Consider the following 5,420-nt stretch of genomic DNA (forward strand, 5'->3'; position numbering starts at 1 on the left):
GCAGGTACGGGGTGGTGTCGATGCCCCCGGGGTAGGCGAGCCCCCGCGAGCCCCGGCCCGCGCCCAGCGGGGCGCCGGCGGCGCCCGCGGCCGGGGCCGCCCCCCCGCCGCGGGCCCACCCCCGCCCCGCCGCGGGGGGCGGCGCGGGCCCCCGCGGGCCGGGTGTGCGGGGCGCCGGGCGCCCGGGTGCTCAGACGCCGATGGCGACGGTGGGCTCGCCGGACATCACGCCGTCCTTCTCCATCTGCTCGGCGATCTTCATCGCCTCTTCGATGAGGGTTTCCACGATCTTCGACTCGGGGACGGTCTTGATGACCTCGCCCTTCACGAAGATCTGGCCCTTGCCGTTGCCGGAGGCGACACCGAGGTCGGCCTCGCGGGCCTCGCCGGGGCCGTTGACGACGCAGCCCATGACCGCGACGCGCAGCGGGACCTCCATGCCGGTGAGGCCCGCCGTGACCTCCTCGGCCAGCTTGTAGACGTCCACCTGGGCGCGGCCGCAGGACGGGCAGGAGACGATCTCCAGGCGGCGGGGCTTGAGGTTCAGCGACTCCAGGATCTGGAGGCCGACCTTGACCTCCTCGACCGGCGGGGCCGACAGGGAGACGCGGATGGTGTCGCCGATGCCCTCGGAGAGCAGCGCGCCGAAGGCGACGGCGGACTTGATGGTGCCCTGGAAGGCGGGGCCGGCCTCGGTGACGCCGAGGTGCAGCGGGTACGTGCACTGGGCGGCGAGCTGGCGGTAGGCGTTGACCATGACGACCGGGTCGTTGTGCTTGACCGAGATCTTGATGTCGCTGAAGCCGTGCTCCTCGAAGAGGGAGGCTTCCCACAGCGCGGACTCGACGAGCGCCTCGGGGGTGGCCTTGCCGTACTTCTTGAGCAGGCGGGCGTCGAGGGAGCCGGCGTTGACGCCGATGCGGATCGGAGTGCCCGCGTCGTTGGCGGCCTTCGCGATCTCCTTGACCTTGTCGTCGAACTGCTTGATGTTGCCCGGGTTGACGCGGACGGCGGCGCAGCCGGCGTCGATCGCGGCGAACACGTACTTGGGCTGGAAGTGGATGTCGGCGATGACCGGGATCTGCGACTTCTTCGCGATGACGGCGAGGGCGTCGGCGTCGTCCTGCGTCGGGCAGGCGACGCGGACGATCTCGCAGCCGGAGGCGGTCAGCTCGGCGATCTGCTGGAGCGTGGCGCCGATGTCGGAGGTACGGGTGGTGGTCATCGACTGCACCGAAATCGGCGCGTCGCCACCGACGGCCACCGATCCGACCTGGATCTTGCGGCTGACCCTGCGGTCGGCAAGCTTCGTCGGCACGGCCGGCATTCCGAGAGAGATGGCAGTCATCTGCTGTGCAACCCCAAGGTGTGGATCAAGGTCCCGAGATCGGCGGGCTCCAGGCTTCGAGATTACGCCAATCAAGGGGCGGCCCACGCATCCGAGGGCCCGCAACACCCGAACGTAGGGAGCCGGGCACGCTTCGTGCCCGGCTCCCGAACCTCTTCCCGCACGACCGGACGTACTAGGTGATCTTGATCGGGTTCACCACGTCGGCCACGAGCACCAGCAGCGTGAAGCAGACGAACACGCCGGCCACCACGTACGCGGCGGGCATCAGCTTCGCCACGTCGAACGGGCCCGGATCGGGGCGCCGGAAGACGCGCGCCACGGTGCGCCGGACGGACTCCCACAGGGCGCCCGCGATGTGCCCGCCGTCGAGCGGGAGCAGCGGGAGCATGTTGAACAGGAACAGCGAGAGGTTGAAGAAGCCGACCAGCTGGAGGTAGAACACCAGCCGCTGCTCCGCGGGGATGTCCAGGGTGGCGATCTCACCGCTGATCCGGGCCGCGCCGACGATGCCCATCGGGGAGTCGGGCTCGCGCTCGCCGCCGCTGAAGGCCGCGTTCCACAGCGCCGGGATCTTGGCGGGGAGCTGGAGCAGCCCCTGGACGCTGTTGTCGACGACCTCGCCCATGTGGTCCACGGACTGGCCGAAGGTCAGCGGGGCGATCTCGCTCCTGGGGCTGAAGCCGAGCCATCCGGCCGTCACGTACTGGCCCTTGACGTACCCGCCGTGGCCGTCGGTCTTGGCGACCTTGTTCTCGATCAGCTTGACGGGGAGGGTCTGCTGCTGCCCGTCCCGGACGACCGTGACGGTGGCGGGGCCGACGGTGTCGCGGATCTGCTTCTGCAGGGCGGCCCAGTCGGCGATCTTGTGACCGTTGAACGCCACGATCCGGTCGCCCACCCGCAGCCCGGCGGCCTGCGCCGGGGCGACCGGGTCCCCGTCCTTGCAGACCTCGCGCTTCTCGCTCTGCTGGATGACGCAGGGCGAGACGGTGGCGACCTGCGTGGTCGTCTGGTTGATGCCGAAGCTCATCCAGACGCCGAAGAAGACCGCCAGGGCCAGCACCAGGTTCATGAACGGGCCCGCGAACATCACGATCACGCGCTTCCACGGCCTGCGCGTGTAGAACAGCCGCGTCTCGTCGCCGGGCTGGAGCTCCTCGTACGCCGCCGAGCGCGCGTCCTCGATCATCGAGCGGAACGGGGAGGTCGACCGGGCGGTCACCTTGCCGTCCTCGCCGGGCGGGAACATCCCGATCATGCGGATGTAGCCGCCCATCGGGATGGCCTTGATGCCGTACTCGGTCTCCCCCTTGTGCCGCGACCAGATGGTCGGGCCGAAGCCGACCATGTACTGGGGCACGCGGATCCCGAAGAGCTTGGCCGTGGAGAGGTGGCCGAGCTCGTGCCAGGCGATGGAGACGAGCAGCCCGAATACGAAGATGAGTATTCCGAGCACCGTCATGAGTGCTGTCATGCGCGAGCCTCCACGGCGGCCCGGGCCGCCATCTCCTGTGCCCGGGCCCTGGCCCAGGTCTCCGCTTCGAGGACGTCCGCGACGGTCAGGGAAGTTCCCGCGTCCGGCGTTCCGTGCTCATCGACCACGGCAGAGACCGTATCCATGATTGCTGTGAACGGCAGCCGACCGGCCAGGAACGCCGCCACGCACTCCTCGTTCGCCGCATTGAACACGGCGGGGGCGGTGGAGCCCACGGTGCCCACGTGCCGAGCCAGTCCCACCGACGGGAAGGCCTCGGTGTCCAGCGGGAAGAACTCCCAGGTCGAGGCCTTGGTCCAGTCGAATGCGGGCGCCGCGTCCGGGACGCGCTCGGGCCAGCCGAGGCCGATCGCGATGGGGCCGCGCATGTCCGGCGGGGTGGCCTGGGCGAGCGTGGACCCGTCCGAGAACTCCACCATCGAGTGGACGTACGACTGCGGATGGACCACGACCTCGATGCGGTCGAAGGGGATGTCGTAGAGCAGGTGCGCCTCGATGACCTCCAGCCCCTTGTTGACCAGGGTCGCCGAGTTGACGGTGATCACCGGGCCCATGGCCCAGGTGGGGTGCGCGAGGGCGTCCTCGACGGTGACGCCGGCCAGCTCCGCGCGGGTGCGGCCGCGGAAGGGCCCGCCGGAGGCGGTGACCACGAGCTTGCGCACGTCGGCGCGGGTACCGGCGGCGAGGGCCTGGAAGAGGGCCGCGTGCTCGGAGTCGACCGGGATGATCTGGCCGGGCTTCGCGAGGGCCTTGACCAGCGGGCCGCCGACGATCAGCGACTCCTTGTTGGCCAGGGCCAGCGTCCGGCCGGCCCGCAGTGCGGCGAGGGTGGGCGCGAGGCCGATGGAACCGGTGATGCCGTTGAGGACGGTGTGGCATTCGGAGGCGGCGAGCTCGGTCGCCGCGTCGGGCCCGGCCAGGATCTCGGGCAGCGGCTCGGAGGCGCCGTACTGGGCGTTCAGGGCCTCCTTCAGGGCCGGTACGACGTCCTCGCGGGCGACGGCCACGGCGTTGACCCGCAGCTGCCGGGCCTGCTCGGCCAGCAGTGCGACGCGCCCGCCGGCGGCGGACAGCGCGGTCACCCGGAACCGGTCCGGGTTGCGCAGGGCGAGGTCGATGGCCTGGGTCCCGATGGACCCGGTGGACCCGAGGATGACGATGTCCCGCCGGCCGGCCGCGGGGTCGAAGAGGAGGTGCGGATCGGCGAGGGGGGCTGGGCGGTCTATAATTACCCCATTGTTGCCGCAACTCAGACGCGGTTGGACACGGAGTCCCCCTGGACGACACCGGCGAGCAGTTCGGGCAGCGTCCCGGCGAAGTCGGGGAGGGCGGTGGCGGCGCGCCACCAGGCGTCGGCGTCGTCGGCGAGGGCCGCGTCGAAGAGCCGGTCGGCCTCGGCCCGCGCGGCCAGCACCGCCCCGGGCCGGTCGTGGCGGTCGGGGTGGTCCACCTCCCCCAGCCAGTGGCCCTCGTCCAGGGCCCAGGCGGCGGGGGCCTTGTGCCGGATCACGTCGGGTCCGGCCAGGACGCCGCCGTCGAGGCAGGCGCGGACCCACCGGACGTCCTCCCGCAGATCGCCCATGGCGTTGGGCACTCCGAGGCTCGCGAGGGCGAGCTCGCGGTCGACGCTGTCCTCGGGCTCCCACGGGGCGCCGGGGGCGAGGGCGTCCACGGCCCCGGCGAGACCCGGTATCGCGCCCCGCGGCCGCGCCGGGGGCGCGGCCGGTATGGTCCCCGCGGCCACCGCGGCCGCCAGCTCGGGCAGGGTGCCGGGGAACCCGGGGGCGTGGCGGGCCAGCTCCGCCCACGGCCGGGGGTCGTCGCCGAGCGCAGGGCGCAGCACCCGCATCAGGGCGGAGCGCATGCCGGCCCACTCGGCGAGGTTCCAGCCGAGGCTGCCGGCGGCGTGGGCCTGCCCGAGGAGCAGGGTCCGGTGGGCCGGCGCGACGGCCGCGACGAGCTCGTCGAAGGTCAGGGAGCCGGTCCGCACGGCACGGACCGCCGGCCGGTGCCACCCCCGGCCGTACGAGGTCTGCGCGCGGGTGTCGAGCAGCGCGAGCCGGGCCGGCCGGTCCAGGTCCGCGACGAGCAGCAGGGCCTCCACGGAGCCGGGCGGCAGCGGGGCGCGGGCGTGCTCGCGCAGCAGGGCCTGCGGGTCGGGCTCGTACGGGAGGGACAGCACGTCGAGCGGGATCCGCGGCCGGCGGCTGCCGTGCCGGCGCAGCAGGCCGGCGAGTTCCCCGCCGGTCAGCGGCGTCCCGTCGAGAGGGCGGCCGAGTTCGGCGGCCAGGGTGGCGAGCAGCTCGGGCGCGGGCGCGGGGCGGGCCGCGTACCGGGCGGGTCCGGGCAGGCCGGGCAGGGGGCGGCCGAGCACGTGCGGGCTGCGGGCGATGGTGCGGCGGTCCTCGTCGGTGCCTTCGCGCAGCAGCAGCGTGACGGCGGAGGCCGGCAGGTACTCGTCGCGGCAGAGGTAGCGGCGGGTGGGTCCGTCGAGCCGCCGCAGGAGGTCGGACGCGACGGCGTCCGGTGCGCGGGCCCCCCGGAGCGCCCCCCCCCCCGCGCGCCCGCGCGTCG

4 protein-coding genes are annotated in these 5,420 nt (G+C 73.0%); all 4 read right to left on the minus strand.

Going from position 1 to position 5,420, the window contains the following annotated elements; all coding sequences use genetic code 11:
- Positions 1-190 precede the first annotated feature (190 nt).
- The gene (gene ispG / locus ACFXA3_RS17400; RefSeq protein ID WP_054221322.1) at positions 191-1,348 is read right to left on the minus strand and encodes a flavodoxin-dependent (E)-4-hydroxy-3-methylbut-2-enyl-diphosphate synthase; all 1,158 of its coding nucleotides are present in this window, start codon (positions 1,346-1,348) and stop codon (positions 191-193) included.
- A 175-nt stretch (positions 1,349-1,523) separates the two neighbouring features.
- Positions 1,524-2,825 carry a M50 family metallopeptidase gene (locus tag ACFXA3_RS17405; RefSeq protein WP_385187638.1) on the minus strand — a complete coding sequence of 434 codons (1,302 nt, stop codon included), beginning with the start codon at positions 2,823-2,825 and terminating at the stop codon, positions 1,524-1,526.
- Positions 2,822-4,075, minus strand: a complete 1,254-nt coding sequence (dxr, locus tag ACFXA3_RS17410) for a 1-deoxy-D-xylulose-5-phosphate reductoisomerase (RefSeq protein ID WP_385187650.1) — start codon at positions 4,073-4,075, stop codon at positions 2,822-2,824. Before dxr ends, ACFXA3_RS17405 begins: the two co-directional genes overlap by 4 nt.
- 20 nt (positions 4,076-4,095) lie before the next feature.
- On the minus strand, positions 4,096-5,420 hold a 1,325-nt coding region (locus ACFXA3_RS17415; protein ID WP_385187640.1), incomplete at its 5' end, for a hypothetical protein.

The sequence above is a fragment of the Streptomyces sp. NPDC059456 genome (genome assembly GCF_042750055.1).
Lineage (GTDB): Bacteria > Actinomycetota > Actinomycetes > Streptomycetales > Streptomycetaceae > Streptomyces.